The sequence below is a fragment of the Kribbella sp. NPDC055110 genome (assembly GCF_053607525.1).
Map to the genome: position 1 here is coordinate 52339 of NZ_JBSGTS010000008.1, position 24090 is coordinate 76428.

Here is a 24090-nt window from a genome sequence, read left to right on the forward strand (position 1 = left end):
AACCGTAACCCGACAGAAGCGCCGTTCAGTGGGTCAGCGACCTCGGCGCGAGCCGCCGGCGCGCGAGCCTGCGGAGAACGCAGCGGCTCCCGCGGGACGAGCCGCCGAACCCGGAGTGCTCGTGCTGTAGCTCTTCGGGCCGCCCGAGCCGGCGCGAGCCTTGGAGCGACCGGAATTCCGCGAGCCACCTGCCGCACGAGTCGCCTGGCCGGAAGCCTTCTGGCCTGACTGCTTGCCAGTCGCCTGCTGGGCGGGGCCCGAAGCGCGCCGGCGGCGGGAGCCTCGGCCCGATCCGCTGCCGCCCGAGCCCACGACGCGTTCCTGCTGGACCGGCCTGGCCGTCGGCTCGACGAAGGTTCGTTCGCCCGGGGCCAGCTCGGCGAGCAGCGGGTGGTCGGCGCCGAGCTTGGTGACCTTCGGCGCGATACCGGCCTTGCGGGTCAGGTCGCGAACGTCCCGGACCTGCTCGTCGGTCATCAGCGTGACGACGGTGCCCTCGGCGCCGGCGCGGGCGGTGCGGCCCGAGCGGTGCAGGTACGCCTTGTGCTCGATCGGCGGGTCGGCGTGGATCACCAGCGTCACGTTGTCGACGTGGATGCCACGGGCCGCGATGTCGGTGGCGACCAGCGTCTTCGCAGTACCGTCGGAGAAGGCCTCGAGGTTGCGCGTACGGGCGCCCTGGGACAGGTTGCCGTGCAGCTCGACGGCCGGGACGCCTTGGGCGATCAGCTTCTTCGTGAGCGACTTGGCGCCGTACTTCGTCCGGGTGAACACCAGCGAGCGGCCCGGTGCGGCGGTCAGGTCGACGAGAACCGGGAGCCGGGTGTCGGGCTGGACGTGCAGGACGTGGTGCGTCATCTGGGAGACCGGCGAGCGCGCGGAGTCGACGCTGTGCGTGACCGGGTCGGTCATGAAGCGCCGTACGAGGACGTCGACGCCGGCGTCCAGCGTGGCGGAGAACAGCAGCCGCTGCGCCGTGGCAGGCGTTGCCTCGAGAATCCGGCGTACGGCGGGGAGGAACCCGAGGTCGGCCATGTGGTCGGCCTCGTCGAGCACGGTGATCTCGACGGCGCCGAGCTTCGCGTGACCGGTCTTGACGTGGTCCTCGAGCCGCCCTGGGCAGGCGACGACGATGTCGGCGCCCTTGCGCAGGCCGGTGATCTGCGGGCCGTGACCGACACCGCCGAAGATCGTCATGGAGTTCAGGCCGAGCGCGTCGGCGAGCGGCGTGATCGAGGCCTGGATCTGGGTCGCGAGTTCACGGGTCGGAGCGAGGATCAGCGCGCGCGGGTGGTTCGGACGGCGCTTCGTGCCGCTGGTCGCGAGCCGCGCGAGGACCGGCAGGACGAAGGCGTACGTCTTGCCCGAGCCGGTGCGTCCGCGACCGAGGACATCCTTGCCGGCCAGCGAATCCGGCAGAGTGGCCGCCTGGATCGGGAACGGCTTCTCCACCCCGGCCGCGGCCAAGTTGGCGACGAGCCGAGCGGGTACGCCGAGTTCGGCGAAGCTGCGGTTGTCGGGGGCAACCGGTTCGGTCACCTCGTCATCGTTGCTGATGGCAACTTCGAACTGCTGGTCGGTGCCGGCGGGCTGCTGGCTGCCGCCGGCGCTCGACCGGCGACGGCGACGCGGCCGTCCCTGCCCGGCCCGCGCGTCCCTGACCGGCTTGTCGCCGGCAGGCTTGCGGGTCTGGGAGGTGGACTGGTTGGACGTGGTTGTAGACGTGAGGCGGCGAGCCGCCATAGTGGTACTCCAAAAGATCGGGGGTCGTCCTGCCCGGCGCGGCCGGTGGGCCGCGGCGCGTGGTGGTCGACTGCTGGCGCACAGTAATTGCGCTCACCGGCCCGAGGCAGAACTGGGCGGGCCGTCTCTCTTAGTTTACGGCACAACGGGGCCGTTTCTTACGGGACGCTCGTCACACGGGTTAGGTTCTGCTCGTGACGGAACAGTTTCGGGTCGATCCGCCGACCGCCGCCGACGAGCGGGTGCTGCTGCAGGGGTTCCTCGATTACCATCGCGGGACGCTCCTCTGGAAGGTCTCCGGGCTCACCGGTGAACAGCTCGTCCAGCGCACCGTGGACCCGTCCAGCATGTCGTTGATCGGACTCGTCCGGCACCTGAGCGAGGTCGAGAAGTACTGGTTCCATCGCGCGCTGGCGGGTCACGACTCGCCGCCGAAGCACTGGAGCGCCGAGCATCCCGACGGCGACTTCGATCTCGCCGATCCCGCCGCGGCCGAGCGAGATCTCGAGGAATTCCGCGAGATCGTCAAGACCTCGGACTCCTTGGCCTCGGCCTACGCCTTGGACGACACGTTCCTCCGCCCCGGCCACGAACCGCCGTACTCGCTCCGCTACCTCTACATCCACATGATCGAGGAGTACGCCCGCCACAACGGCCACGCCGACCTCCTCCGCGAACGCCTGGACGGCGCCACCGGCGAGTAGATCTACGGCTTGATCGAGTTGATCAGGGCGACGATGTCGGTGGTGACGCCTCGGACGCCGGGGATGCGGGTCAGGCGGAGTAGGCGGTCCACAAGCGGGACGGCTCGGTCGATCAGAGCGCGGGTACGGCGGACGTCCTCGGACCGGTCGTGGACCCAGAAGAGGACCACGCCCATCTGCAGCAGCCAGAGGAGCTCGGGGAGCTCGGACTTGAGGTCGGCGGACAGCTTCAGGTCGGAGCCGTCGATGACCTGCCGGAAGATCTCCACACTCGCGTCCCTCGCCGGGCGGGATTCTTCGCTGAACGGCGACAACGGGCTGCGCGGATCGGCCGCCGTCTTGAAGAACGTGCCGGCGAACTCGTGGTACGGCGCAGCCACGTCCAGCCACGTCCGCAGTACGCCGGCCAACCGCGGCACGAACGCCTTCTCGGTCGCGAGAATCGGCTCGACCGCCTCGCGGTGCTGGTCCTGCAGCAGGTCGTAGTACGCCTGCATGAGGTGGTCCTTGGAACCGTAGTAGTAGTACGCGTTCCCCACCGACACGCCCGCCTCGTTGGCGATCGCGCGCATCGTGGTCTTCCCGTACCCCTGCTCCCGGAACAACCGCAACGCGGTCGACAGGATCAGCTCACGCGTCTGCTCACCCTTCGCGGTCGCACTGTCCGTCACACCCGTCAGCGTAATCACCTCCACTCAACCGCCGCAGCCCCGCCGCGGCCTGGACGATCGCCCGCGCCACCGGCCGCAGCGCCGGGCTCGCCAGTCGTACGGCGGTGTGCCGGTGCTCCCCCGTGGCCCACAGACACACGATCCAGGCGCGATCGCCGACGTACACGGACCCGTCGTCGGCGACCACGGTGATGTCCCGCAGCGTCGCGTCATGGTCCAGCGCGGGGTAGCGCGTCCGCGCATCCGTCGACCCCGCCGCGACGAACCGCAGACGCACCACGCCGCCGTACCCGTCCGGCGCCGGGTGCTGCGCCGCCAGCCAGTCCTTGAAGCGGCGGCACATCCCGCAATGGGCGTCGTACAGAACCGTCAACTCACGCACCATCTTCAGTACCCGTACTGCTCCGTCACCGGCTGAATGGTGTCGTTCGGCGGCACCGGCGGGCGGGTCATGCTGTCGAGCCGGCTGCGGGTACGGATCTTGTTGAAGATCCACACGTTCGTCAGGTGCACCACCCCGAGCACCAGCATCACGATCCCCGAGCTTCACGCTCAGCTGCTCGAACACCCCGCTCGCGTCCACCACCGCGCTCCCGCTGCGCAGGAACAGCGTCACGAACCCGAGGTTGATCAGGTAGAACCCGACCACCAGCAGCCGGTTCACCGCGTCGGCGAACTCGGCGTTCCCGTGGAACACGTCGACCAGGAAGATCCGCCCGTTCCGGCTCAGCGTCCGCGCCACCCAGATCGTCAGCGGCACGGCGATCAGCAGGTAGACCAGGTACGTCGTGACTGTCATGTCCATCGTTTGTCCCCACTTCTTGAACACGTTCAATTCTCTTGGCCCTGACCGTACGCCGCTCTTTTGAACATGTTCAAGTCGAGCGTCATGTGATCCGCGTCTCTGCTGAGGCAGGATGAGCTTCATGACTTGGGTCTTCGAAGGAACCGTCCTTCCCTCCGGCGACACCGCCCGTCTGACGTTCGGCCAGGACCCGTCCGGCGAGCAGTTGCCCGGGCGGTACGCCGTACCGGGCCTGGTCGACTCGCACTGTCACCTGACCCTGGCGGGCGGCCCGAACGGCCCGGTCCTGCGCGACACCGCCTTCGCCGCCGAGCGACTCGGCGAACTGGCGGACGCCGGCGTGAGCGCGGTGCGAGATGTCGGCGGCAACCGCGAGGTCACCCTCGAACTCGCCCGGACCGCGGACCCCGACCGCCCGCTGGTCCTCGCGGCCGGCCGCTTCCTCGCCCCGAACGGCCGGTACTTCCCGGACGCGTACGAGCCGGTCGCCCCCGAGGATCTGCTCACCGCGGTCGAGGCCGAGATCGCCGACGGCGCGACCTGGCTCAAACTCGTCGGCGACTTCCCCGAGGTCGGTCCGGACGGCCCGATCCGCGGCAGCAGGGTCAGCCCGTCGTACGACATCGAGGTGGTCGAGGCGATGGTCGAACTGGCCCATTCGCGCAACGTCCGCGTCGCGGCGCACGTCAACACCGACCACGTCAGCGAGCTGATCCGGGTCGGCATCGACTCGGTCGAGCACGGTACGGCGCTCACCGAGCAGGACCTGCAGGCGCTCGGCGCGCGGGGCGGCGCGTGGACGCCGACGCTCTGCGCCTCCATCACGCCGAGCCCCGACGAGACCCCGGAGCGCAAGGTCCAGCGCGAAGCGCGATCGGCGTACCTCGCCTCGATTCTCCCGCTGGCCGAGCGGTACGGCGTGCGCGTGCTGACCGGATCGGATGTGGTCGGCACCGTCGCCGCCGAGATCGACCAGCTCGTCAAGCACGGGCTGACCGTGGAGCAGGCGATCACCGCGGCCTCGACCGGTGCGCAGGACTTCCTCGGGCTGAGCGGTGCCGGCAACCTGGTCACGTACGACGCGGATCCGCGCGAGCGTCCCGACGTACTCGCGACTCCGGCCGCGGTCGTCCTCAACCATCGGCGGATCTCGTGAAGGAGAAGGACCTCGACCGCTGGGTCGACAGGTACCGGAAGGCGTGGGAGAGCAACGATCCCAAGGACATCGCCGCGCTCTGGACCGAGGACGCCGCCTGGTACCGGCGGCCGGACGAGGCTCCGGTGACCGGCCGGGAGGCGATCGTCGCGGCCTGGCTCGACATCGCCGACGCGCCCGGCGAGACGACATTCGAGTACGAGGTGCTCGGGTTCGGTGACGGCGTCGCCTTCGTCCGCGGCTGGACGACGTACCTGACGAATCCGCCGGGCGAGTTCAGCAACCTCTGGGTGATCCGGCTGGACAAGGACCGCGCGTACGAGTTCATCGAATGGTGGATGGAAAAGCCGCGCTGAGCTAACCTGCCGGTAGGCGCTCAGGGTGCCACCGGTCCGCGGGAAGGGCTCAGCCCACCTGGATGATTGTTGTGGTGTGGCACCAGTTCACCTCCTTTCTCGCCTGACGATGCGGACAGCAGGCTCGTAGAGAGGAGGTCGGCGATGCCGACCCGAAATCTTCCGAACGACCCGCACCTCGATCACCTGCGCGGTCAGGCCAAGACCCTGCTCAAAGGGGTCCGCGCCGGTGAGAGCGCAGCGCTCGCGCTGGCCGCAGAGTTCCATCCCGTGCAGACATTGGCGGACGCGCAGCTGGTGATCGCGCGCAGCTACGGGTTCCCGAGCTGGCCGCGGATCGTCCGGCACCTCGAGCTGGTCGACCGCTACAGCCGCTCGCCCCACAAGCAATCCGTCGGCGGCCCGCTCGACACTCCTGAGCAGCGCGCCGACGAGTTCCTCCGCCTCGCGACCTTGCACTACGGACAGGACGATCCGGCCCGGCAACAGTCCGCGCGGAACCTCCTGAACCGTTACCCGGAGATTGCCCAGAGCAACATCTATACACAGGTTGTCTCCGGCAACCTCCACGGGATCGACTTCACTCAGGCGAGCACCGAAGGCGGACCGTACCGCTGGGAACCCCTCCTCTACCTCACGTACAACCGCCTCGATGCACCGAACCAGGTCGAGATCGCACGCCTGCTCCTCGAGAACGGCGCCGATCCGAACGCCGGCTACCTCTGGCAGGGGATGCCGTCACCGTTCACCGCACTCACCGGCGTCTTCGGCCGCGGCGAGGGCGACCAGCCTCCGCACGCACAACGCGTCGAACTCGCACGACTCCTCCTCGCCGCGGGCGCCGACCCGAACGACAGCCAGACGATGTACAACTGCGGTCCCGGCTGTCCCCCGCCGTACGACGATGTGCACCTGGAACTCCTGCTGGAGTACGGATTGGGCCGCGGCGACGGCGGCCCGTGGCACCAACGGATGACGACCGCACACCCCACCCCGCAGCAACTACTCGAGGACGAACTGGTCTTCGCGTCCTCGGCCGGCCTGCTGCGCCGGGCCGAACTGGTACTTGCCCAAGGCACCGATCCGGAGGGTGTCGGAACCAGGCACCCGGTGTTCGGTGGCCATCGCCCGTACGAACTGGCCGCCGTACAAGGGCACACCGAGATCGCAGAACTGCTCCGCGCTCGAGGTGCCGCCCCGCTGGACGAGATCCATGAGGTGTACGCCGCGGCGATGCGTGGTGAGACACCGGACGTGGACGCCGACCTGGCCGCACGTGCAGTCGCGCGTGAGCCGCACCTGCCCGTTCGCGCCGCCGAGATCGGGCGGACGGTGGCGATGGAACCGTTGCAGCGGCTCGGGTACGACCTGAGCCGGGTGTCGGGCGGTGCGGCGCCGATCCACCGCGCCGCACTCAACGGTCACCTGGAGACGGTGCAGAAACTGATCGAACTGGGTGCCGACCCGGGGGTGCGCGACCCCAACTACAGCGGGGACGCGCTGGGCTGGGCCGAGCACAACCACCAGCAGGCGGTGATCGACTACCTCAGGGGCTTACCGCGAGGAACAGGAACGCACTGAACACCGCGAGGTGAATGGCGCCCTGCAGCAACGTCGCCCGGCCGGTCGAGAGGGTGAACATGCCGGTCACGACCGTCAGCCCGAACAGCACCATCTCCTTGCCGCCCAGCCCGAGGACGAGCGGACCGCTCAGCCAGATCGAGGCGACCGCGATCGCGGGGATGGTCAGGCCGATGCTGGCCAACGCTGAGCCGAGCGCCAGGTTGACGCTGGTCTGGAGACGGTTCCGCAGTGCCGCGCGTACTGCGGCAACCGTCTCCGGCAGCAGCACGAGCAGCGCGATCACAACACCGACGACGGAGAGCGGCGCGCCGGCCGACTCCACCGCGGACTCGAGCTTCGGCGACACGGTCTTGGCGAGCCCGACCACCGAGATCAGGCAGACGAACAGCAGCCCGAGACTCAGCAGCGCGGTCTTCCCACTCGGCGCGGCCGCGTGGTGGTCCTCGTCCTCGTCGACGTCCCCGTCCGGCGCGACCGGGAGGAAATAGTCCCGATGCCGGATCGTCTGGATGAACACGAACACGCCGTACAGCACCAGCGACGTCACACCCGCGAACGCCAGCTGCGCCGAACTGAACCGCGGCCCCTCGGCGCTCGTGGTGAACGTTGGCAGCACCAAGCTCAGCGTGACCAGCGCAGTCGTCACCGAGAGCGCGGAGTACGACGCCTGCACCCGGAACTCCTGCACGCGGTGCCGCAGCGAGCCGACGACGAGCGCCAGCCCGAGGATCCCGTTGCAGGTGATCATCACCGCGGCGAACACGGTGTCGCGGGCCAGCGACGCTGCCTTGTCGCCACCCGACGCCATCAGCGTGACGATCAGCGCGACCTCGATGATCGTCACCGCGAGCGCCAGGATCAGCGTGCCGAACGGTTCACCGACGCGGTGCGCGACCACCTCCGCGTGGTGCACCGCGGCGATCACAGCGGCACCGAGACCGAGACAGACCAGGATCAGTAGGACCGCGCCCAGGTCGCGGTGCCAGGTCCCGAGCAGGACGACGAAGGCGAGCGGCGGCACGGCCAACGTCCAGCGCGGCAGCCCTTGGATCACGGAGTTTCTCATCCTCAGACAGCCTATCGGCAATCCTCTTGGCATCCGGCGCACCTCGGGTGATGCTTCTCTCGTGCAGATCAGGAACGCGACCGCGGACGACTGGCCGGCCATCTGGCCGTTCTTCCACGAGATCGTCAGCGCCCGCGAGACGTACACGTACGACCCGGAGCTGACCGAGGAGCAGGCCCGCGGGCTCTGGATGTCGCCGTCCAGTTCGCCGCTCGCCCGGACCACTGTCGCGGTCGATGCCGACGGCACCGTTCTCGGCAGCGCGAACATGTACCCGAACCGTCCCGGTCCCGGCGCACACGTCGCCAGCGCGAGCTTCATGGTCGACGGGAGAGCCCGCGGCAAGGGCGTCGGCCGGCTGCTCTGCGAGGACATGATCGCGTGGGCCGGCCGCTCCGGGTTCCGCTCGATCCAGTTCAACGCGGTCGTCGAGACCAACGAACCCGCCGTACGCCTCTGGCAGTCCCTCGGCTTCCGCATCGCCGGCACCGTCCCGGAAGCCTTCGACCACCCCAAACTCGGGTACGTCGGCCTGCACGTGATGTACCGCCCACTGCCATGAATCGCGCCCGCCGGATGTGGAAGGCGTTGGAGCCGTACCACGCGATCACGTACTTCGCGCCCGAGACCCGGAAGGCGACCGACGCGCTCGGGCTGAAGGGCGGGTGGATGAGCTACTTCGGCTGCCGCGCCGCACCCCTCGGCCCGGTCGGCCCGGAGCTCGTGGCCGCCGTGTTCTACAACTTCCACCCGGCGATGGTCGCGCGTTCCCTCCCCGACGCCTGGACCTACGCCACCCCAGCCCAACTCCTCGACGCACGCCTGAAAGCCGTGGACAACGCCGTACGCCGACTGTTCCCGGACGCCAATGCCGCGCAGACGGCTGGCTCCGGGCAGGCGGCTCGGTTTGCGCGGGCTGCTGAGGTGGGGCGACGTGCGGCGGAGCTGGTGCCGGTCGCGGGGCGGCCGATTGCGGCGGCGAACGCAGCGCTCGAGTGGCCGGACGAGCCGCACCTGGTGCTCTGGCAGGCGACCACGATCCTGCGGGAATCACGGGGTGACGGGCATGTCGCGGCACTCGTCGGCGCCGGGCTCAGCCCGTGCCAGGCGCTGGTGACGCTGTCCGCGGCGGGCGGACCGTCGAAGGAGGTCTTCCAGCTCAACCGGCGATGGAGCGATGAGGAATGGGCGGCCGCCGAGGACGACCTGCGAAGTCGGGGACTGCTGTCATCCGACGGGCAGCTCACCGAGAGCGGCCGGGCGCTACGGCAGCAGGTGGAGGACACCACAGACTCATTAGCGGACCAGGGCTGGCGTGCGTTGGGCGACGAGCTGACCGCCGAGTTGCACGATCTCGTCCGGCCGCTGAGCGCCGTACTGATGTCCGACGGCCTGATCCCACCCAACAACCCGATGGCCATGCGCTGGGACTAACCGACTCTGGTGTCGGATGTGTGGGTGAGTTGCGGGCCGTGAGACAGGTTCTGGTGGGCCGGGACCTGGTATTTCCTGTGCACAGCACCCAGAGACGATGTGTCCCCCGGCAACCGGCCGACCACGGACCCGTAGAGACGCGGTTCGACGCAATCTGCAGCTCGACAGTACGTATACGTCTACTACCCGGCACCGCGCACCGGGCGGCGGGCCGGATCGCGGGCCAGTGGACGTATACGTACTGTCGACCTGCACAAGACCCGCAGCACACACTCGCCCGAGCCCAGGCGAGTTCCAGCCGGGATGACGGGAGCGACTGGGGACGTTGGCTGGTCGCTTCAGGTGGGTGGCAATCCCCAGCTCGCACACCCAGACCTGGCAGCCACACCGACCCACACATCCAGCACAGGAGCTGTGCGCAGCGACTGACCCGGTGCTAAGCCTTGGGGACTGATGCTGACCGTCCCCGCCAAGATCGTCGGCACGTACGGCGAACGCAACAACAGCGAACTCACGTCGTACGAAGGCCTGCCTCAGCAGCACGCAGAACCGCGGCGGTGAGCGCGTCGAGGATGCCGGACTCGAGCTTCCAGTGCTGCCAGTACAGCGGTACGTCGATGTACTTGCCTGGAGCAACTTCTACCAGGCGGCCGGCGGCCAGCTCGGGTCCGGCGACCTGGTCCTCGATCATCCCCCAGCCGAGCCCGATCCGGACCGCTTCGTGGAACGGCGCGGACGCCGGGATCGCGTGCGACGGCGGATCCAGCTTCCGCCGGGTCACCTTGCGGACCAGGCGATGCTGCAGGACGTCCTTCTCGTTGAACACCACCATCGGTGCCTCGGCGAGCGCCTCCGGCAGCGGCTTGCCGGTCAGCCAGCGTTCGGCGTACTCCGGGGTTGCCAGCGGGAGGTACCGCATCTTTCCGAGCCGTACGACGCGGCAACCCTGAACCGGTCGCGGATCCGCGGTGACGGCGGCCAGGACCGTGCCGTTGCGGAGGTACTCGGCCGAGTGCTCCTCGTCCTCCTGGTGCACCAGAAACCGGGCGTTGTGGGTCCGGGACAGGTCGAGCATGGCGGGCAGGAACCAGTTGTTGAGCGAGTCCGCGTTCACCGCGATCGGGATCCGCTGCGCGTCGATCGTGCCGCGGACGGCGGCGATCGCCTCCAGTTCGAGCAGCGAGACCTGGCGGGCGAGCCGGAGCAGCGCCGCACCAGCCGCGGTCGCTCGCGCCGGCTTGCCGCGCATCACGACGACCTGACCGAGGCGACTCTCCAACGCCTTGATTCGTTGACTGACCGCGGACGGCGTCACGCGCAACCGCCTGGCGGCAGCGTCGAAACTGCCTTCGTCGAGTACGGCGACGAAGGTCTCGAGCTGCACGGAGTCGAATTGCATGATGAAGCAATCCTAATGGTGCATCAGAATCTTTAGCTGGTTTGAAGCCGGTCGGATGCCTACCGTCGAAGACATGCCCCTCCTCGCCGGTTTCGCCACGGCACTGTCGCTGATCGTGGCGATCGGCGCCCAGAACGTGTTCGTCCTCCGCCAGGGACTCCGCCGCGAGCACGTCCTCCCGGTGGTCCTGACGTGCGCGCTCTCCGATGCACTCCTGATCTCCAGCGGCATCCTCGGCCTCGGCGCACTCCTCACCCGCAGCCAGCTGGCCCTCGACATCGCCAAGTTCGGCGGCGCCGCCTTCCTCTACACGTACGCGTTCCTGGCCGCGAAACGCGCCTTCAACCCCGGCTCGATCACCCCCGCCGACCATGCCCCGGCCGCCCTGCGCAGCGTCGTACTCGCCTGCCTCGGCTTCACCTACCTCAACCCGCACGTGTACCTCGACACCGTCGTACTCCTCGGCGCGCTGGCAAACCAACGAGGCACCGACGGCCGCTGGCTCTACGGCCTGGGAGCCGTGACCGCCAGCTTCACCTGGTTCTTCTCCCTGGGCTTCTTCTCCCGCAGACTCTCCGCCTTCTTCGCCCGCCCCCGAGCCTGGCGATTCCTCGACACCTCCATAGCCCTCCTCATGACCACCCTCGCCACCTGGATGCTCCTCTCCTGATATCCACAGCCCCAGAATTCGACTTGGTCGCTACCCGCGCATCCGGATAGACTGTGAGTAGCAAGGCCAGCCCCTCTGCCCACTCGGGCACGGGCTGGTCGTCTTTTCCGGGGGATTTCACGTGCTGCCCTACACGAAGCCACACCTGTCCTTCGACGACCAAGTCCAGCTCCTGAAGAGCCGAGGCATGGTCATCGACGACCCCGCCGCCGCAGCCGAACTGCTGAGCGTGGTCGGCTACTACCGATTGAGCGGCTACTGGTACCCGTACCGTCGCCAGCTCGGCCGCAGACAGCGCGACGACCAGTTCGTCGCGGGTACGAACTTCAGCACGGTGGTTCGGCTGTACGACGCCGACCGCCGGCTCAAGCTGCATGTCCTGGACGCGATCGAGCGCGTGGAGATCGCCCTGCGCGTGATGATCGGCTTCACTTTGGGCAAACGCGGCGCCTACGCGCACCTGGACCCGGCGAACCTTGACGGCCAGTTCACCCGGTCCGCCGGAGGACAGCCCAGCCATTACGACGGTTGGCTGCGTAGAGTCGTCGCTGCCCAAGCCCGCTCCTCCGAGGACTTCGTCGTGCATTTCCAGACGAAGTACGACGGCCGACTGCCGGTCTGGGTCATCACGGAGATCCTGGACTTCGGTGCCACGTCTCACCTGTACCGAGGTCTGAAGGCGGCCGACCGCACTGCTATCGCCAGTGATCTGGGGATCTTCGACGACCGTGGAGTGGGCAACGGACACGCCTTGGGCAACTGGCTACGCGTACTCAACTACGTCCGCAACGTCTGCGCCCACCACTCCCGGCTGTGGAACCGGCACCTCGTCTACCAGGTCGCGCCGCGCCCCCTCGCCGACATCCCGGACCTTCGCAACCTGAGCAGCCTGCAGACGACACACAACCGCATCTACTCGACTTTGTGTGTGCTGGCGTTCTTGCTGCAGCAGATCGGCCGTGGCGAATGGGTCTCGGAGGTTCGTGAGCTGGTGGAGCAGGAGATTCCGGCGTGTGGACGGAAGTTGTCGGAGATGGGGTTTCCGGCTGGGTGGGAAGGGGGCTGGCCGTGGACGTGACGGTGTTGTGTGATGCGGTGGCTGTGTTTCCGGAGGGGGTTTCTGACGCGCTGCCTGACTGGGGGTTGGAGCAGGCGGCGTGGACGGCGCGGGTGATGCCGGGGAATGTTCGGGGGGATGGGTGGTTGCTGCATTTTCATAGCTATTTGGTGGTTTCTGGGTCGGGTGTGGTGTTGGTGGATGCGGGGGTCGGGCCTGCTGGTGGGGAGGCGGCTGAGTGGTTGGGGGTTTCGGGGCGGTTGCCGCAGTTGTTGGGGCAGGTGGGGGTGGAGGCGGCGGATGTCGATGCGGTCGTGTTGACGCATGTGCATCTGGATCATGTGGGGTGGGTGTCGGACGGGGTGCGGCCGGGGTTTCCGCGGGCGGAGTACGTCGTGCAGCGGGATGAGCTCGAGCATGTGCGGAATGGTTCGACGTACTCGAAGCGGATCCGGCCGATCGAGGAAGCCGGCCAACTGCGGGTGGTCGACGGGGACGTTGCGCTGCGCGGGATGCGGTTGCTGCGTACGCCGGGGCACACGCCTGGGCATCAGTCGGTGGTGACGGAGCGGGCGATCCTCGGTGGTGATGTGCTGGTGCATCCGGCGCAGGCGCGGTGGCCGGAGCTGACGTACGTGTACGAGCGCGACCCGGCCGTAGCCATCACCTCACGCCGCGATCTCCTTGCCCTGGCGGCCGCAACAGGCGTCCCCATAGCCGCAGCACACCCACACGCACCCCTGTCAGCCGACGCCTCGCCCGCGGTGGTTCCGGCGGGTGGGGGCCGGGTGTGTGCGCCGTACCAGCTCTAGCGGTAGCCCGTTGTGTTGGCGGGTTTGCCGGGTTGTTCTACCTCGACGATGTAGCGCCAGGCGTCGGGGCGGGAGCCGTCGAGGTCGGTGAAGTCGTAGATCTGGGCGAGTTCGCCGCTCGAGGTGGATTTGCCGTTCCAGCGCCGTACGTCGGGGTCGGCGGCGAGGGCTGCTACCGCGCGGCCGACGTACGACGGGCTTTCGGAGATCGCGAAGTGCGGTATCCGTTCGGTGGCGTCGCGCCAGTTCTCCTCGCGGACGCCGAACCCTTCGAGCATCGCCTCGGACCGTAGCCAGCCGGGCGTGAGCAGTACGGCGGTCGCGTCGTACTTGTCCAGGTCGTGAGCCAACGCGAACGCGATCCGCCCGACCGCGCCCTTCGCGACGTCGTAGAAGAACGAGACGCGGTAGTTGTCGGCGTTGTACTCGCTCGTGCCGTCCGTCATCTCGATCACGAGCCCACCGGGTGACTTGATCAGCAACGGCAGCGCGTAGTGGCTGGTGATCACATGCGTGTTCACGCCCAGCTGCAGCAGCCGAAGACCGCTCTCGAGGTCGCTCTCCCACACGGTCTTGTCCCACTCGGGCTCGCCGTGCTGACCCCAGATGTCGTTCACCAGGATGTGCAGCGCGCCCTGCTCGCGTTCGATCCGCTCGACCAGTCCACGGACCTGTACCGGATCCAGATGATCCACCGGTACGGCGATGCCGTGGCCGCCTGCCTTGTCGACCAGTTCCGCGGTCTCCTCGATCGTCTCCGGCCGGTTCATCTCGGACCGCCGTTCCCGCGTGCTCCGTCCGGTCACGTACACGGTCGCGCCGGCCGCGCCGAGCTCGACCGCGATTCCCCGTCCGGCTGCCCGGGTCGCACCGGCGACCAGCGCCACCTTTCCTGTCAACGGCTGCATGCGCCCTCCTTATCCATACGTTGTACGATTATGTACCATACGTCGTATGGTTAATGTCGGCAAGCGCTCCGGGCGACCCCGCGCCGGTGAGGAGCGGCTGAGCCGGGACGTGATCCTGACCGCCGCGCTCGGAATCGTCGACGACGAGGGCATCGACGCGCTGACCATGCGGAGGCTGGCCGCCACACTGAAGGTCAACCCGATGTCGCTGTACCACCACCTGCCGAACAAGGCCGCTGTCCTCGCCGGTCTCGCGGAGCTCGTGTTCGCCGGCCTGGAACTCCCCGATCCGGGCGACGCGGTTCCGTGGGACGAGCAGCTCAAGCAGGCGGCCCGCGCCTACCGCGACGGTCTCCGCCAGCACCCGAACCTCGCGCTCCAGGTGCTGTCGGACACTTCCGCGGTGTCGGACGTCGTCGTGGTCACTATGGAGCCGTTCTACCGGGCCCTCGACCGGGCCGGCCTCGCACCGCGCGAGATCTTCGAGGCCGCGAACACCCTGATCGACTTCATCCACGGCTTCAGCCTCGGCGAGGCGTCGGTGCGCGCGGAGACGTTCGAGCTCGCCCCCGACCTGCTCACCCGGGTCCGCGCGCTGCCCGCCCACAAGGCCCCGACCCTGACTCGGATCGTCAACGACCTAGGCGCGGAGGGGCTCGCCTACGACTTCGACAGCGGCTTCGAGTCCGGGCTCGCAACACTGACCGCAGGAGTCGCCGCCGGTAGCGCGAAACACCCCTAACTGTCGGCGGTCACCGACCTGCGTGGCTCAGGCAGCGCGAACGGTACGACGAACGCGGTCAACAGCACCGGGATCGTCAAGGCCGCGACGAGGATCGACATCGTGAACCACACCGATCCGAGCGCGAACCCGCCGTACACCGCGATCGCGGAGACCTCGGCGAACAGTCCGGACACCGATGTCACGGTCGCCCGCGCGGGGCCGGTGATCGCGTCCTGCAGGCGCGACTCGGACACCACGATCACCAGCTGCATGGCGCCGTACCCAAGCGCGATCGGCAGGAATCCCCACGCCGACCGGCTCAGCGATCCGGTCGCGATCAGCACCGCGGTGGCCGCGAGCGCCGTCGCGAAGGTTGCTGCAGGCAACTTGTACGCCGGTCCGGCGAGCGCACTGCCGATCGCCTGTGCCGCCACGGTTCCCGCGATCAGCAACGGGATCACGCTCGTCGCCGCACCGGTCTCGCGGGCGAGCAGCGGGAAGTACTCGTCGAACGCGAGGAAGCCGCCGAGCAGCGCGACCAACGCAACAGCCCGCCGGACCAGCCGACTCGTCAGCACCTCCGTCACGCCGGACCTCAGCATGTGGAGATAGTTGCCGAACGCCGCCCGTGCACCCGGCTCGTCCGACTCCCGGGCGGCCTCGACCGGGCGCGCCTCAGGCAACGACCACGCGACGCCCGCTTGCACCACACAGCTGAGCACGCTGACCACACCGGCCAACGTGTAGCCGCCGAGGTTGAACAGCGGAGTCGCGAGCGCGGTCGCGGCCAGGTTCATCACGAACGACGCGGATCGCGCACGTCCGAGCAGCGTCGGGTAGTGCTCGGTGCGATCCCGCGCGGCGAGTTCGTCGTACACGAACGCCTCGTAGGTGCCGGAGATCAGCGCCGACGACGTACCCCACAGGACGAATCCCAGGGCGAATCCGGCGTACGTCGGGAGCGTGATCCAGGCGGCGTACCCGAGGCCGCTGAGCAGCGCACCGAGAATCAGCAGCTTGCGCCGCGAGTACGAGTCCGCCCAGGCGCCGGACGGCACCTCGAGAACGAAACCGGTCGCCGACCAGATGACGAACAGCGTCGAGATCTGGGCAGCCGACAGCCCGTGATCGGCGAACAGCAACTGGTACAGCGGGTAGAGCGGGATGAAGTCCTGCAACGCCTCGAAGGCGATGATCCGGACCGACAACCCTCGGTCAGTGCGTCAAAGATGCGGCATGCCCACGACCATACGCCATAAATCAGGCGCGGATCAGGGGATATGTCCGTCAGAGTGGGGCGATGGGAGACGTCAGCGAACGATTCTGGGCGAAGCTGCCCGACGGCAGCCGGGACGCCCTCGTGGACCGGTTGAGCCAGTCCGAGTTGCAGTCCGTCCTGCTGGACGTGACGCGTCGGCGCGCGGCCAAGGTGACGCCGGCGCGGCTCCTGCAGCGCTGGCAGCAGGACCGGTTCGTGCGGCCTTCGACCACCGATCCGCGCGAGCTGGTGAAGACGCAGCAACGCCTGTGGGAGCTGCTTCCGGAGAAGTTCGACGGCGTGCAGTTGTCGCCGGTCACGCCGCTGGGCACGTCTTCGGCGATCGCGACGATCAACCAGCACCAGGTGGTCAGCACGATCCGCGGGACCGAGGTCGCGAGTGATCCGACGAACGAGTTGGCGATCGAGGCCGCCGTACGACGTCGCGCCGGGCAGGACCGCGTACACCTGGCGGCCTGTCAGCGGGTGGTGCGCGCGCAGCCGTTCGACGGTCCGGGGATGTCTGCGCATTTCGAGCTGTTCGTGCTGGTGTCGAGCGCCCGCGATACCGGGTCGTGCCGGACCGAGGCCGAGTTGCTGATCGACCACCTGAGTTTCTGGCATGCCGTACTCGGCGACAAGGCCGAGCTCACGTTCACCGCCTTCACCGAGTCGGCGCTGCGGGACCGGATCGAGGACACGGTCCGCCCCGCGCTCGACGTCGCGTTCACCGAGGACGCCAAGCGGACCAAGAGCGCGACCTACTACGCCGGCACCGGCCTCGGCATCGACCGCGGCGGCGAAGGACTCGGCGACGGCGGCTTCACCACGTGGACCGCCGGCCTGCTCGGCGACGCGAAGGAACGCTGCCTGACGTCCTGCATCTCGACGGAACGGCTCACGGCGACGACAGTGTGAGGTATGGAGGAGCACGACATCGAAGACATCCTGGTCACGATCGATCATCCGTTCGGTGCGATCGAGGTCTCGCTGACCGAATGGATCAAGCGGGGACCGGGGCCGCGCAAGCTACTCGGGCTGTCGGCGGCCCGATCCCGCCGGACCGGCGAACCTCTCCCGCTCGAGGTGGTGCCGTTCCGCTACCGCAACAACGCGGCGTCACGTCACGCGATCGCCGCAGGAGAGCTGGAGAACCCCTGGGAGGAGAGCTAGCGGCGCAGCTTGAGCAGCCCCGCGTCGGTGGGACGGAAGCCGCAGGCGTCTTCGTAGAACGCCTTCAGGTGCGGTTCGTAGTCGACGTGGAGCCACTCGCAACCGGCCTTGCGCGCCTCCTCGGCCGCGGTCAGCACGAGGTGCTTGCCGATGCCCTGCCGGCCGTGATCCGGGTGTACGGCGGTGTCCAGCACGAACGCGTGGGCGCCGCCGTCCCAGCACACTTGCACGAACCCGACCAGCTGGTCGTTGCTGAAGGCCCCTACCCAGGTCAGCGCCCACCGCTCGAGCCGCTCGGCCCACGGCTGCACGTCAGGCGCACCCTCGAACGCAGCAGCATGCAACGCCGACAACTCCGGATCATCCACCGGAAAACGCACGACGTACCTCACAGCATCACCACCGCGGCTTCGAGGCGAGCGTTCCACTCTCCACCCTCGCCATCGGGCAGATCGGACATGCTCAGATACCCCTGCACGATCACCGACGGCAGCACCACGTCGAGCCCGTCGACGTCGCCGTACGCCGACAACGCTTCCGGCCACCGTGACGGGTCGACGGACGACACCAGGAACCAGGCGAGATCCAGTACGCCCGGCGCCGCCGACACGTCCTCCCAGTCGAGCAACGCCACCTGCCCGTCAGGGCCGGTCCGCATGTTCTGCGCCGACGCGTCGCCGTGGGCCAGCGTCGGCTCGCCGGCCCGCGCCACGGCGGCTTCGGCCTCGAGTACGCGCCCGACCAGGCGCTCGCCGTACGCACGCACCGGCGCGGACAGATCGGACCGCCGCGCCAACGCCGGCCAGGTGCGGTCGTAGAGCTCGGCCACCAACACGTCACCGGCGCCGGGCGAACGCAGCCAGGCCCACTCGGTGTGCGCTCGGCACCGCCAGCGGTCGTGGAGTTCGCGGAGCGCCCGCGCGCCGGCGGCCGGCTCCGCGCCTGGCGTCCAGGCGGACAGGTCCTCCAGGACGAGCAGCGTCCCGTCGGCGTCGGACTCCGCCTGGTAGCACTCCGGCACGCGAACGCCGACCACCGGCGCGATCTCCCGGTAGAACCGGACCTCGGACTCGAACATCTGCAGGACGGCCGGAATCGACCCCGGTACGGCGGGCGCGCGGCGCTTCACATGGTTCGGCACCACGTCAGGCTAAGGACATCGGCCGCCTGGCGTGACTGATTTTCGGGATGTCTAGGCGACGAGCGTGTAGGCCGTGGGGAGGGAGGAGTACGCGCGCGGGCCGGACGGCATGCGGCGCGCCGCGGGGTCCTCGACGCGGATCGCAGCGGTCTGCAGACGGATCGGCAGCGTCGACCGAACCGCGGTGGTCAGATCGAACTGCACCTCGGCGAGCAGGTCGGACAGCTCCAGATCGAGCGCCCGGCAGATCGCGGCGAGGATCTCCGAGGACGGCTCCTTGCGGCCGCGCTCGATCTCGGACAGGTACGGCACCGATACCTGGGCCAACTCGGCGAGCTCACGGAGGGTGATTCCCCGCTCGCGCCGCAGCCGGCGGAAAACGCTTCCGATCACCTGGCGTAGCAACACGTCTGGCCCTCCTCGCCTCGGATCTCCTGTACCGAGTGTGCCACCCCACGAAGGTCCACCGCCCCGAATCTGCCCTGAGCAGACTCCCCACGCCGTTCTGCCCTGCGCAGAATCCAACTTTGAGAAGCCACCAACCACCTTCGCGGCCGAAACATGGTTGGTGGCTTCTCAAAGTCGGGAAGTCAGGCGTGGGTGAGGGCTTGGGCTAGGTCCGCCGTGAGGTCTTCGGGGTCCTCTAGGCCGAGGCTTAGGCGTAGTAGGGCGTCGGGTGGTTTGGCTTCTGAGGCGACTAGGCGGTGGGTTAGGGCGGCGGGGTGCTGGATGAGGGTGTCTACGCCGCCCAGTGAGACGGCGTGGGTGATGAGTTTGAGGCTGCTTGCTACCCGGGACGCCGCTTCGTAGCCGCCGCTGAGCGTGAACGCGAGCACCGCGCCCGGCCCCGCCTGCTGCCGACCGATCAGCCCGGCCGGATCGGTCAGGCCGGGGTAGTGGACCCGCTCCACGTTCGGCTGCGCGGACAGCCAGTCCGCGACCTTGATGGCGGTCGCCTGCTGCGCCCGTACTCGCACTGGCAGCGTCTGCAGTCCCCGGTGCAGTTCGTACGCCGCCAACGGGTGCAGCAGGCCACCTGTCACAGCGCGGATCTGCCGAAGCCGGCCGATCCACTCCACGCCGGCCGCGACGACGCCACCCATCACGTCGCCATGACCGCCGAGGTACTTGGTTGCCGAGTGCAACACCAGGCTCGCCCCGTGCCGAGCCGGTTGCTGCAGGACCGGCGTCGCGAAGGTGTTGTCAACCAGGACCGGTACGTCGCCGGCCGCGGTGGCGACGTACCGGATGTCGACCAGGTCGACGGTCGGGTTCGCCGGGGTCTCGACGATCACCAGGCCGGTGTCCGGGCGGATCGCTCCGGCGACCTCACTCGGCTCGGCGTAGGTGACAGTTGTCCCCAGGAGACCTGTGGACAACAGGTGGTCGGTGCCGCCGTACAGGGGGCGTACGGCGACCACGTGTGGACGGCCCGCGGCGACAGTGGCGAGCAGGCATGCGGTGAGTGCGGCCATGCCGGACCCGAAAGCGACCGCCCCGTCGGTGTGTTCGAGCTCCGCGAGGGCGTCCTCGAACCGCGCGACGTTCGGATTCCACAGACGCTGGTAGACGAGGCTCCCGCCGTCCGGCCCGCGGCCCTGCGCGAGTGCGTCGTACGAGGCTCCGCCGGTGTGGACGTCGGGGAGCGGATAGGTGGTGGACAGATCGATCGGGGGGACGTGGACGCCGAGAGCGGCCAGGTCGTCACGGCCGGCGTGTACGGACCGGGTGTCGAGCGTGGTCATCGCTGCCTCCTCACCAAGGTTGGAAGCGAGGATGGAATCTTCTGCGATCCAGCCGCAATAGTTCCGAAGAAAATTCGTCCACAGGGTCATCCACATGCTGTGGATTCTGTGGATGAGCCCTAGAGTGGAGGCATGCCGAAGGATCGTCGGAGCCCTGGACCGGCTCCGAGACCGGCACCCGAAGGACTCGACGAGGTCGATCGGAAGCTGGTGCAGTTGCTGACCGCCGACGGGCGGATGGCGAACAACGCGCTCGCCGAGGCGACCGGAGTCGCGCCGTCGACGTGCCTCACGCGCGTGCGGTCACTGCGCGAGCGCGGGGTGATCCGCGGCTTTCACGCCGACGTGGACCTGGGCGCGCTGGGTCAGCCGCTGCAGGCGCTGATCGCGATCCGCATCGGCGCACACTCCCGCGACGAGATCGACCGCTTCCGCACGAAGGTCCCCCGGCTCCCCGGGGTCCTGTCGCTGTTCCACGTCAGCGGCGCCAACGACTACCTGCTGCACGTCTCCGCGGCGACGCCGGACGCGCTCCGGGAGTTCGTGCTCGACCACCTGACGGCCGATCCGGCGGTCAGCCATGCGGAGACGAGCCTCATCTTCGAACACGTCCGGGGCGTGCCGGACGTGCACCACTCACCAACCTCGCGCAAACCGCAGCGGTCAGGCTGACGCCGCCCGCCGACGACCGGCGATTGGGGTGTTGGTGAGTGGCGCAGGTCCGCGATTCAGCGGGCCTTCAGACCCCAGGCCTCTGCGAGGAGCTGGAACGAGCGGCGGCGTTCCGCGGGGTTGTGGATATTCGTGGTGATGATCAGCTCGTCGGCGCCGGCGGAGTTGGCTCGGCGGAGCAGGTCGGCGGCCACCTGGTCGGGGGTGCCGACGGAAACCAGGCCGGCCCACTCCTCGACGGCGGCCTCTTCCGCCTCCGACCACGGGTAGGCAGCGGCTTCCTCGGGCGACGGGAGCGGGCCCGGGCGGCCGGTGCGGAGGCGGAGCATGGAGAGAGCGTTCGCACGGGCGAGCTGCCGCGCACGTTCCTCGGTTTCGGCGACAATCGCGGCGAGCGCGAGAATCGCGTGCGGTCCGCCGTCGTGCTCGAACCGCTGGTAGTCCCTCTTGTACGCCGAGATCACGCCGGCCGGATCGAGCGTCCCGAAGTGGCCGGCGTACGCGAACCCGGTCCCGAGCACGGCGGCCGCCTGCCCGCCGTACGTGCTCGATCCGAGGATCCACACCGGCGGCAGCGGTACGTCGTCCGGTTGCGCGCTGATCGGCTCGAACGGATGCCCCGCGGGGAACCCTTCGGCGTACGCGCGGAGCTCGGCGTACTGCTCGGTGAAGTCGTCGGCCGCGAGCGCTTCGCGACTGCGGCGCAACGCGAGCGCGGTGCGCTGGTCGGTGCCTGGCGCGCGGCCGAGGCCGAGGTCGATGCGGTCCGGGTACAGCCCGCCGAGGACGCGGAACGTCTCGGCGACCTTGAGCGGGGAGTGGTTCGGCAGCATGATTCCGCCGGATCCGACCCGGATCGTCGACGTCGCGGCCGCTACCGCCGCGATCATCACCTCGGGGCTGCTGCTCACCACGCTCGGGATGTTGTGGTGCTCCGCCAGCCAGAACCGGTGATACCCGGCGGCCTCGGCGGTGCGGGCCAGCTCGAGCGTCTCGTGCAGCGCCTGCGACGGCCGCGTACCCGTCGGCACCGGCGAGAGGTCGAGCACGGACAAGGGCATCGCTTCAGCACTCACGTAGAACTGCCAACCGCCGCCGCGGGCAGCGTATTCCGGATCCCCAGCACTCATCAATTGACCGGACGAGCGCCGGCTGAGCGTGGAGCGGGCGGCCGAAGCGCAGTTGTGGAGTGCTGGAGATCCGCTAGCCCGGGTACGGACGGTCGGCGCGGGCGTCGCGGAGGGAGCGGGCCCACCACGCGAGTTGGCGGAGGAGGGCGGCGGCGGCCGCGTTCGTCGTGGGGTCGGCCGGCTCGCCGTCGGTGAAGTCTTCTTCGCGGAAGCCGAGGCTGTCGCGGATCGTCACCGCGTGCAGTTCGCCGAAGACGAGCCGGAGCTGCTCGGCCGCTCGCAGTCCGCCGGAGCGTCCGCCGTACACGACGAAACCGACGGGCTTCGCGTACCAAGGCCGGCGTACGGCGTCGATCGCGGTCTTCACGTCCCCCGGGTACGCGTGGTTGTACTCGGCCGTGACGATCATCACGGCGTCCGCGTCCTCGATCCGCGCCGGCAGCTCGGTGAGCGGGACCACGCTCAGGTCGATCAGGTCGAGCTTGAACTCGTCCGCGCGCTCGACCTCCCGCGCGAACCACCGCGTGACCGCCGTCCCGAACCGCCCGGCGTCGAGGTTGCGCGTCAGCACGACGAGCCGCAGCGGATGAACTGTCACAGCCAACGACGCTAATACCTCAACAAGACTTGAGGTCAAACCGTCTCGACGGAGGACGAGGGGAGATGGGGGTGCGGCGGGTGGTTGCTGGGGTTGGGTCAGGCGGTTGCGGCGGGTGGGTTTTGGTTGGGGGGTGCGGCGGGTGGGGTGGTGGTTGCGAGGTTGGTTTGGGCTGCGTTCATGAGTGGGGTCTGGTCGCCCAGGACGCCGACGGTTTGCCACGCGTTGTTGACCGCGGCGAGTTGCGGCGACGCGTCGCCGAACAGGTCGCGCGCCACAGCCTGGGTTGCGGCGGCGAAGTCCGCGAACCTTGCCGAGGACGAGAGGCTCCCCGACGTCAGCGTGCCGTACCAGATCTTGCCGGCGGCGTCGTACGCGTTCCCGCCGAGCTCCGCCGCGACCAGGTAGAACGCGCGGTTCGGGATGCCTGAGTTGATGTGTACGCCGCCGTTGTCGTCGGCCGTGTCGACGTACCCGGACATGTCGGCCGGCTGCGGATCCTTCCCCAGCCGCGGATCGTCGTACGCCGTCCCGGGCGACTTCATCGACCGCAGCGCGATACCCTGCACGCCGGGCAGGAACAGTCCCGCCCCGATCAGCCAGTCGGCGTCGGAGGCACTCTGACCGAGTGCGTACTGCTTCGCGAGCGATCCGAAGACGTCCGAGATGCTCTCGTTCAGTGCGCCGGACTGGCCGTCGTACGCAAGCCCGGCCGTGTACTGCGTGACGCCGTGCGTCAACTCGTGGCCGGTGACATCGATCGACGACGTGAAGTTCCCGAAGATCTCGCCGTCCCCGTCGCCGAACACCATCTGCGCGCCGTCCCAGAACGCGTTCGCGTACCCGCGGTCGTAGTGCACCGTCGAGGTCAGCACCAGGCCGGCGCCGTCGACCGAGTGGCGCCCGTAGCACTCCTTGTACAACGTCCAGGTCGCACCGGTGCCGTCGTACGCCTGGTTGGTCGCCTGATCCTTGACGGGATCGTCGCCCTCGGAGCGGGCCAGGGTGCCCGGCAGATCGGTCCCGTTCTCGGCGTCGTACACCTCGCGCTGCCGGCCGGCCGCCACGACAGGTTCCCGGCCGGCCGCGGGGCGCGTTCGCAGTACGGCGTCGTGCTGCAGGGACTGCCTGATCCGGGCACGAACGCTGGGGTCACCCGCGGATCGCTCGAGCTGCTCGAGCAGGTACGGCGGGACGATGGCGTGGAACACCACTACAGGAAAACCCGGGCACCGGATAAACTCAAGGATTTGTGACTGGCGCCGGGAGAATTCCACAAATGCG

Annotated in this window: 27 protein-coding genes; 13 read left to right on the top strand and 14 right to left on the bottom strand. The window is 68.8% G+C overall.

Features of this window, described 5'->3' with window-relative positions:
- Positions 1 to 33: 33 nt before the first annotated feature.
- A complete protein-coding gene (locus ACWF0M_RS14655; protein ID WP_452236160.1) occupies positions 34 to 1743 on the bottom strand; it encodes a DEAD/DEAH box helicase in 1710 nt (569 codons plus the stop codon).
- 194 nt (positions 1744 to 1937) lie between these two features.
- Here ACWF0M_RS14655 and ACWF0M_RS14660 point away from each other — a divergent pair, with 194 nt between their 5' ends.
- Positions 1938 to 2447, top strand: a complete 510-nt coding sequence (locus tag ACWF0M_RS14660) for a DinB family protein (protein ID WP_452236161.1) — start codon at positions 1938 to 1940, stop codon at positions 2445 to 2447.
- Between the two features lie 2 nt (positions 2448 to 2449).
- On the opposite strand, the gene ACWF0M_RS14665 is transcribed toward ACWF0M_RS14660, so the two are convergent.
- Together ACWF0M_RS14665 and ACWF0M_RS14670 are read right to left on the bottom strand one after the other, a co-directional pair.
- Positions 2450 to 3118, bottom strand: coding sequence for a TetR family transcriptional regulator (locus ACWF0M_RS14665; protein ID WP_452236162.1), 669 nt, complete (start codon positions 3116 to 3118; stop codon positions 2450 to 2452).
- A complete protein-coding gene (locus tag ACWF0M_RS14670) occupies positions 3090 to 3923 on the bottom strand; it encodes a thiol-disulfide oxidoreductase DCC family protein (RefSeq protein ID WP_452236163.1) in 834 nt (277 codons plus the stop codon). Before ACWF0M_RS14670 ends, ACWF0M_RS14665 begins: the two co-directional genes overlap by 29 nt.
- A gap of 121 nt (positions 3924 to 4044) precedes the next feature.
- On the opposite strand from ACWF0M_RS14670, the gene ACWF0M_RS14675 reads away from it, so the two are divergent.
- The 3 genes from ACWF0M_RS14675 (at position 4045) to ACWF0M_RS14685 (ending at position 7016) form a co-directional block, all read left to right on the top strand.
- Positions 4045 to 5079, top strand: a complete 1035-nt coding sequence (locus tag ACWF0M_RS14675) for an amidohydrolase family protein (RefSeq protein WP_452236164.1) — start codon at positions 4045 to 4047, stop codon at positions 5077 to 5079.
- A complete protein-coding gene (locus ACWF0M_RS14680; protein WP_452236165.1) occupies positions 5076 to 5435 on the top strand; it encodes a YybH family protein in 360 nt (119 codons plus the stop codon). The genes ACWF0M_RS14675 and ACWF0M_RS14680 overlap by 4 nt, the downstream gene beginning before the upstream one ends.
- A 144-nt stretch (positions 5436 to 5579) precedes the next feature.
- The gene (locus ACWF0M_RS14685; RefSeq protein ID WP_452236166.1) at positions 5580 to 7016 is read left to right on the top strand and encodes an ankyrin repeat domain-containing protein; all 1437 of its coding nucleotides are present in this window, start codon (positions 5580 to 5582) and stop codon (positions 7014 to 7016) included.
- On the opposite strand, the gene ACWF0M_RS14690 is transcribed toward ACWF0M_RS14685, so the two are convergent.
- Entirely contained in the window at positions 6982 to 8085 is a 1104-nt protein-coding gene (locus ACWF0M_RS14690; protein ID WP_452236167.1) for a calcium:proton antiporter, read from the bottom strand. The genes ACWF0M_RS14685 and ACWF0M_RS14690 overlap by 35 nt on opposite strands.
- A 61-nt stretch (positions 8086 to 8146) precedes the next feature.
- Here ACWF0M_RS14690 and ACWF0M_RS14695 point away from each other — a divergent pair, with 61 nt between their 5' ends.
- Positions 8147 to 8647, top strand: a complete 501-nt coding sequence (locus tag ACWF0M_RS14695; protein ID WP_452236168.1) for an N-acetyltransferase family protein — start codon at positions 8147 to 8149, stop codon at positions 8645 to 8647.
- Positions 8644 to 9519: an SCO6745 family protein gene (locus tag ACWF0M_RS14700; protein WP_452236169.1), complete on the top strand. Its 876-nt coding sequence runs from the start codon at positions 8644 to 8646 to the stop codon at positions 9517 to 9519. The genes ACWF0M_RS14695 and ACWF0M_RS14700 overlap by 4 nt, the downstream gene beginning before the upstream one ends.
- Positions 9520 to 10030: 511 nt before the next feature.
- Here ACWF0M_RS14700 and ACWF0M_RS14705 read toward each other — a convergent pair.
- On the bottom strand, positions 10031 to 10918 hold the full coding sequence (locus ACWF0M_RS14705; RefSeq protein WP_452236170.1) for a LysR family transcriptional regulator ArgP: 888 nt from the start codon (positions 10916 to 10918) through the stop codon (positions 10031 to 10033).
- Between the two features lie 73 nt (positions 10919 to 10991).
- On the opposite strand from ACWF0M_RS14705, the gene ACWF0M_RS14710 reads away from it, so the two are divergent.
- From ACWF0M_RS14710 to ACWF0M_RS14720, 3 genes are all read left to right on the top strand, one after another.
- Complete coding sequence (locus tag ACWF0M_RS14710; protein WP_452236171.1) at positions 10992 to 11588, top strand: LysE/ArgO family amino acid transporter; 597 nt, start codon at positions 10992 to 10994, stop codon at positions 11586 to 11588.
- Positions 11589 to 11709: 121 nt separating this feature from the next.
- Positions 11710 to 12666, top strand: coding sequence for an Abi family protein (locus ACWF0M_RS14715; protein ID WP_452236172.1), 957 nt, complete (start codon positions 11710 to 11712; stop codon positions 12664 to 12666).
- Positions 12667 to 12761: 95 nt separating this feature from the next.
- A complete protein-coding gene (locus ACWF0M_RS14720) occupies positions 12762 to 13457 on the top strand; it encodes an MBL fold metallo-hydrolase (RefSeq protein WP_452236413.1) in 696 nt (231 codons plus the stop codon).
- On the opposite strand, the gene ACWF0M_RS14725 is transcribed toward ACWF0M_RS14720, so the two are convergent.
- On the bottom strand, positions 13454 to 14365 hold the full coding sequence (locus ACWF0M_RS14725) for an SDR family oxidoreductase (RefSeq protein WP_452236173.1): 912 nt from the start codon (positions 14363 to 14365) through the stop codon (positions 13454 to 13456). The genes ACWF0M_RS14720 and ACWF0M_RS14725 overlap by 4 nt on opposite strands.
- A 46-nt stretch (positions 14366 to 14411) precedes the next feature.
- Here ACWF0M_RS14725 and ACWF0M_RS14730 point away from each other — a divergent pair, with 46 nt between their 5' ends.
- On the top strand, positions 14412 to 15107 hold the full coding sequence (locus ACWF0M_RS14730; RefSeq protein ID WP_452236174.1) for a TetR/AcrR family transcriptional regulator: 696 nt from the start codon (positions 14412 to 14414) through the stop codon (positions 15105 to 15107).
- On the opposite strand, the gene ACWF0M_RS14735 is transcribed toward ACWF0M_RS14730, so the two are convergent.
- On the bottom strand, positions 15104 to 16297 hold the full coding sequence (locus ACWF0M_RS14735; RefSeq protein ID WP_452236175.1) for an MFS transporter: 1194 nt from the start codon (positions 16295 to 16297) through the stop codon (positions 15104 to 15106). The genes ACWF0M_RS14730 and ACWF0M_RS14735 overlap by 4 nt on opposite strands.
- A 92-nt stretch (positions 16298 to 16389) precedes the next feature.
- On the opposite strand from ACWF0M_RS14735, the gene ACWF0M_RS14740 reads away from it, so the two are divergent.
- Complete coding sequence (locus ACWF0M_RS14740) at positions 16390 to 17265, top strand: hypothetical protein (protein WP_452236176.1); 876 nt, start codon at positions 16390 to 16392, stop codon at positions 17263 to 17265.
- 3 nt (positions 17266 to 17268) lie between these two features.
- Positions 17269 to 17520 (top strand): hypothetical protein, encoded by a 252-nt coding sequence (locus tag ACWF0M_RS14745; protein WP_452236177.1) that lies wholly within the window; start codon positions 17269 to 17271, stop codon positions 17518 to 17520.
- Here ACWF0M_RS14745 and ACWF0M_RS14750 read toward each other — a convergent pair.
- The 4 genes from ACWF0M_RS14750 to ACWF0M_RS14765 form a co-directional block, all read right to left on the bottom strand.
- Positions 17517 to 17912, bottom strand: a complete 396-nt coding sequence (locus ACWF0M_RS14750) for a GNAT family N-acetyltransferase (RefSeq protein ID WP_452236178.1) — start codon at positions 17910 to 17912, stop codon at positions 17517 to 17519. The genes ACWF0M_RS14745 and ACWF0M_RS14750 overlap by 4 nt on opposite strands.
- Positions 17909 to 18661: a phosphotransferase family protein gene (locus ACWF0M_RS14755; protein ID WP_452236179.1), complete on the bottom strand. Its 753-nt coding sequence runs from the start codon at positions 18659 to 18661 to the stop codon at positions 17909 to 17911. Before ACWF0M_RS14755 ends, ACWF0M_RS14750 begins: the two co-directional genes overlap by 4 nt.
- A gap of 51 nt (positions 18662 to 18712) precedes the next feature.
- Positions 18713 to 19069, bottom strand: coding sequence for a helix-turn-helix domain-containing protein (locus ACWF0M_RS14760; RefSeq protein ID WP_452236180.1), 357 nt, complete (start codon positions 19067 to 19069; stop codon positions 18713 to 18715).
- Positions 19070 to 19251: 182 nt separating this feature from the next.
- Positions 19252 to 20406: a trans-sulfuration enzyme family protein gene (locus tag ACWF0M_RS14765; protein ID WP_452236181.1), complete on the bottom strand. Its 1155-nt coding sequence runs from the start codon at positions 20404 to 20406 to the stop codon at positions 19252 to 19254.
- Positions 20407 to 20538: 132 nt separating this feature from the next.
- On the opposite strand from ACWF0M_RS14765, the gene ACWF0M_RS14770 reads away from it, so the two are divergent.
- Positions 20539 to 21078: an Lrp/AsnC family transcriptional regulator gene (locus ACWF0M_RS14770; protein ID WP_452236182.1), complete on the top strand. Its 540-nt coding sequence runs from the start codon at positions 20539 to 20541 to the stop codon at positions 21076 to 21078.
- A 56-nt stretch (positions 21079 to 21134) separates the two neighbouring features.
- Here the strand turns inward: ACWF0M_RS14770 and ACWF0M_RS14775 are convergent, their stop codons facing one another.
- From ACWF0M_RS14775 to ACWF0M_RS14785, 3 genes are all read right to left on the bottom strand, one after another.
- Positions 21135 to 22208, bottom strand: coding sequence for an LLM class flavin-dependent oxidoreductase (locus ACWF0M_RS14775; protein WP_452236183.1), 1074 nt, complete (start codon positions 22206 to 22208; stop codon positions 21135 to 21137).
- 73 nt (positions 22209 to 22281) lie between these two features.
- Positions 22282 to 22806, bottom strand: coding sequence for an NADPH-dependent FMN reductase (locus tag ACWF0M_RS14780; protein ID WP_452236184.1), 525 nt, complete (start codon positions 22804 to 22806; stop codon positions 22282 to 22284).
- Between the two features lie 98 nt (positions 22807 to 22904).
- Positions 22905 to 24017, bottom strand: coding sequence for a M4 family metallopeptidase (locus ACWF0M_RS14785; protein WP_452236185.1), 1113 nt, complete (start codon positions 24015 to 24017; stop codon positions 22905 to 22907).
- Positions 24018 to 24090 lie beyond the last annotated feature (73 nt).

Excerpts from the sequence above, each read along its gene's own strand:
- ACWF0M_RS14655 (WP_452236160.1), bottom strand. The coding sequence starts at position 1,743 with ATGGCGGCTCGCCGCCTCACGTCTACAACCACGTCCAACCAGTCCACC.
- ACWF0M_RS14670 (WP_452236163.1), bottom strand. The coding sequence starts at position 3,923 with ATGGACATGACAGTCACGACGTACCTGGTCTACCTGCTGATCGCCGTG.
- ACWF0M_RS14675 (WP_452236164.1), top strand. The coding sequence starts at position 4,045 with ATGACTTGGGTCTTCGAAGGAACCGTCCTTCCCTCCGGCGACACCGCC.
- ACWF0M_RS14685 (WP_452236166.1), top strand. The coding sequence starts at position 5,580 with ATGCCGACCCGAAATCTTCCGAACGACCCGCACCTCGATCACCTGCGC.
- ACWF0M_RS14690 (WP_452236167.1), bottom strand. The coding sequence starts at position 8,085 with ATGAGAAACTCCGTGATCCAAGGGCTGCCGCGCTGGACGTTGGCCGTG.
- ACWF0M_RS14700 (WP_452236169.1), top strand. The coding sequence starts at position 8,644 with ATGAATCGCGCCCGCCGGATGTGGAAGGCGTTGGAGCCGTACCACGCG.
- ACWF0M_RS14705 (WP_452236170.1), bottom strand. The coding sequence starts at position 10,918 with ATGCAATTCGACTCCGTGCAGCTCGAGACCTTCGTCGCCGTACTCGAC.
- ACWF0M_RS14710 (WP_452236171.1), top strand. The coding sequence starts at position 10,992 with ATGCCCCTCCTCGCCGGTTTCGCCACGGCACTGTCGCTGATCGTGGCG.
- ACWF0M_RS14720 (WP_452236413.1), top strand. The coding sequence starts at position 12,762 with ATGCCGGGGAATGTTCGGGGGGATGGGTGGTTGCTGCATTTTCATAGC.
- ACWF0M_RS14725 (WP_452236173.1), bottom strand. The coding sequence starts at position 14,365 with ATGCAGCCGTTGACAGGAAAGGTGGCGCTGGTCGCCGGTGCGACCCGG.
- ACWF0M_RS14730 (WP_452236174.1), top strand. The coding sequence starts at position 14,412 with ATGGTTAATGTCGGCAAGCGCTCCGGGCGACCCCGCGCCGGTGAGGAG.
- ACWF0M_RS14740 (WP_452236176.1), top strand. The coding sequence starts at position 16,390 with ATGGGAGACGTCAGCGAACGATTCTGGGCGAAGCTGCCCGACGGCAGC.
- ACWF0M_RS14745 (WP_452236177.1), top strand. The coding sequence starts at position 17,269 with ATGGAGGAGCACGACATCGAAGACATCCTGGTCACGATCGATCATCCG.
- ACWF0M_RS14765 (WP_452236181.1), bottom strand. The coding sequence starts at position 20,406 with ATGACCACGCTCGACACCCGGTCCGTACACGCCGGCCGTGACGACCTG.
- ACWF0M_RS14770 (WP_452236182.1), top strand. The coding sequence starts at position 20,539 with ATGCCGAAGGATCGTCGGAGCCCTGGACCGGCTCCGAGACCGGCACCC.
- ACWF0M_RS14775 (WP_452236183.1), bottom strand. The coding sequence starts at position 22,208 with ATGAGTGCTGGGGATCCGGAATACGCTGCCCGCGGCGGCGGTTGGCAG.